This is a genomic window from Idiomarina sp. UBA4206 (assembly GCF_002383015.1).
Lineage (GTDB): Bacteria > Pseudomonadota > Gammaproteobacteria > Enterobacterales > Alteromonadaceae > Idiomarina > Idiomarina abyssalis.
Genome location: NZ_DFTS01000072.1, coordinates 54,492 through 57,625, shown reverse-complemented (window position 1 = coordinate 57,625; position 3,134 = coordinate 54,492). Strand labels below are relative to the sequence as shown.

Here is a 3,134-nt window from a genome sequence, read left to right as displayed (position 1 = left end):
TAGCCTACAGAACCGCCTTCGCAGCGCTTTGCCGGTTTGCGAGCCACTCTCAGATAATCAGTGGCAAATTGATATTGCCTGCCAATATGAAAACGAAGACCAATGGATACCCATTACCGGAAACCCTTTCGCCCCAGCTCACGCGTTGTCAGAGCTCAGTAATACTGAGGTTGTCATTGACGGCCCTGGTGGTGACATTCAGACAGCTTCACAACCTTTTTTAATGCCAAAAGACGTTTTAGAGCTAACCCCTGTTAGTGAAGAGTTGGAGCGCAAAGGTCAAGGTAAACCGTTACTTCACCTGGCCTGGCGCCAACCCGTTTTTAAACGCGGCGAAAGTCGTAAGTTTCGACTCTATGGCGGCAAAAACTACAGCGAAACGTTTTTCTACAATGGCTTTCCAAGAGAGCAAGAAGAACTTAATACGCCATTATCAAACGCCAGCCAGAAACAGCGGATGGATAATATTGAGTACCTTTTGTCAGCTATAGAGCAAGGCTCAGAACCTTTTAATCCGTTAAACGAAAGAACACCGGTACGTCCTCCTTTAATAGCAGCAGGCCACCCCAGCCTGGCTTGGGAGTTCGATGGACTCATCGATATTTTCCTGGTTGGTAATTACCTGCATATTGATGGCGAATTTAATCTGCGTGAAAAAGACAAAATAAAACAACTCGCCAACGACATCGAAACGCAGGCATCGCTGGCCTTAAACAACGCAAACGAACAAACACCGTATCTGCGTAGTTTCTATTTCTCACAGTTAAGACGGGTTATCAGTCACGAAACACATTACTTTGATCACCCTAAGCTGGGTGTTGTGGTTCAAATTCGCCGTACTGACCTGTCAGCTCCACGGTACTAGTTGGTTTCGGGGAAACTATGGAAAAGTATGAAGAGTTACTGCTGGCACTTAGGAAAGTCATTCGTGCAATCGACTTATATTCTAAACAACTCAACAAATATTCCGGATTAACAGGACCTCAGCTGCTCATTTTACGTGAAATTAATGCCGCAAATGGCATTACGGCCAGTAAAGTTGCGCAGAATATCAATTTAAGTCCTGCTACTGTTTCGAATGTTATCGAACGTCTGGAACACCGTAATCTCATCCACAGACACCGAAGTGAACAGGATAAACGCCGGGTTTCTCTGTACCTTACTGAACAGGGTTTAAACCTACTGGAGAAAGCACCTCAGCCCCTTCAGGAAGATTTTATTGAGAAATTTCAGGCATTGGACGAGTGGGAGCAATCGCTATTGCTTTCATCGATGCAAAGAATTGCCAATATGATGGATGCAGAACGTCTGGACGCAGCGCCCGTGCTCGAAGTTGGAAGCTATCACAAACTGGATAATTAAAATGAACAAACAACTATTTACTCTGCTACCGGTTCTCTTTTTCTCGGGCGCAGCGGTTGCTGATATTTGTGACAATGAAAATGAAGTTACCCCTATAGCCCAAATTCAAGGGGAAAACGAACAGTCCAGTCTAATTGACCAACAAGTCACCGTGCGCGGCATTGTAACGGCTAGTTGGCAAACCGATGAGCAGCTTAGCGGCTTTTTCATACACAGCTTTGCTGAGGATATGGATGATAACCCTACTACCTCAGAAGGCTTATTTGCCGTTACAGAAAAGCATCATTCCAGTGTCGATATCGGTGAGCAAGTGCAGCTAACCGGTAAGGTCACCGAGCGCTCGCTGTTAACGTCTTTGGTTGACATATCGAGCATAACAACTTGTGGTGACGCCGAGTCGCTCCCGGACATAACCGACTTAAAACTGCCGGTTCAATCGCTAGCTGAGTTAGAAGCTTTAGAAGGTATGCCGATAAAGCTATCTGCCTCCTCAGCTAATGAGTTAACAATATCAGGGCATTATAACTATCCACGCCATGGCTATTTTGACGTGTCTTCTGGTCGTTTATGGACACCAACACAAATCGTTATGCCAGGCCAGGACGCTAAACGTCAAGCTGAAGAAAACCAATTGAATCGACTTCAGGTGGACGATAACAGCAATGTCGTTGAACCCAGCCCTTTACCTTTTTCAAACCTTTGGCACGGCAAACAAAACAGCTTACGTTCAGGAGCCACTATAGCCAGCTTTAGCGGTATCATCAGTCAGTTCAATAATGCCTATAGAGTTCAGCCAACTGAAGATTTAACGTTAGAGAGTTCATCCAAGCAGCCTCAGTTACCTGAAAAAGCCAATGATTCCGTGCGAATTGCAAGCTTTAACGTTCTCAACTTCTTTAACGGAAATGGTTCAGGCCAGGGCTTCCCCACACCAAGAGGTGCAGACAATACGGAGCAAATGAAACGTCAGTTGCAAAAAATTGTTGCCGCATTAACCGCTCTTGATGCTGACATTGTCGGTTTGATGGAACTCGAAAACGATGGCTTTGGTGAGCGTAGTGCTATATTCCAGCTGGTCGAAGCACTGGAAAAAGCTTCCGGCAAAGAGTACGAAGTTGCTGAACCCCGGGCTGAAAAAATTGGTACTGATCAAATTACCGTTGGTATTATTTATCAACCCAAACGGGTTAAGCCGAGTTCACACGCACTCTTCACTCGCCAGGGCCCATTTTCATGGGGCAGCAGACCACCACTAGCACAGCGTTTTATTGATAGAAACACAGATAGCGAATTCAGCGTCATCGTTAATCACTTTAAGTCGAAAGGCAGCTGTCCGGAAGACTCTGACAGTCCTAATAGCAATAAGAACGATGGCCAGGCCTGTTGGAATGACTTACGTCTTAAATCATCCCAGCAGCTGCTGGCATGGATTTCTGAAGAGTCATTAGCCAGCCCGGTGTTATTAGGCGACTTCAACGCTTATTACCATGAAGACCCTATTCGCTACTTTAGTGAAAATGGCTTCCATAACCCTTCGGATGCTACAGATTACTCTTATGTATATGACAGTCAGGCGGGTTCTCTGGATCATATCTTTGTAGCCAATTCGCTGGAAAGTAAGGTTGAGGGAGTTTACCACTTACCCTTTAACGCAGATGAGCCATGGATTTACGACTATCGTGATGAGACGTACTTTTCTGACGGCCCCTTCCGTTCTTCAGACCATGATCCGCTGGTGCTTGATTTACGTTTTTCCGGATCGGGCATGTAAG

General features: G+C 45.7%; 3 protein-coding genes. All 3 read left to right on the top strand.

What is annotated here, in order from left to right:
• The coding region (locus B3180_RS14350) for a CsiV family protein (protein WP_286845181.1) at nt 1-865 on the top strand (865 nt) is incomplete at its 5' end.
• 17 nt (nt 866-882) lie between these two features.
• Complete coding sequence (locus tag B3180_RS14345) at nt 883-1,362, top strand: MarR family winged helix-turn-helix transcriptional regulator (protein WP_054487334.1); 480 nt, start codon at nt 883-885, stop codon at nt 1,360-1,362.
• 1 nt (nt 1,363) lies between these two features.
• Nucleotides 1,364-3,133 (top strand): ExeM/NucH family extracellular endonuclease, encoded by a 1,770-nt coding sequence (locus tag B3180_RS14340; RefSeq protein ID WP_278358392.1) that lies wholly within the window; start codon nt 1,364-1,366, stop codon nt 3,131-3,133.
• Nucleotide 3,134 lies beyond the last annotated feature (1 nt).

What these genes read in the sequence shown, in the direction of transcription:
- B3180_RS14345 (WP_054487334.1), top strand. Translation starts at nt 883, where the DNA reads ATGGAAAAGTATGAAGAGTTACTGCTGGCACTTAGGAAAGTCATTCGT.
- B3180_RS14340 (WP_278358392.1), top strand. Translation starts at nt 1,364, where the DNA reads ATGAACAAACAACTATTTACTCTGCTACCGGTTCTCTTTTTCTCGGGC.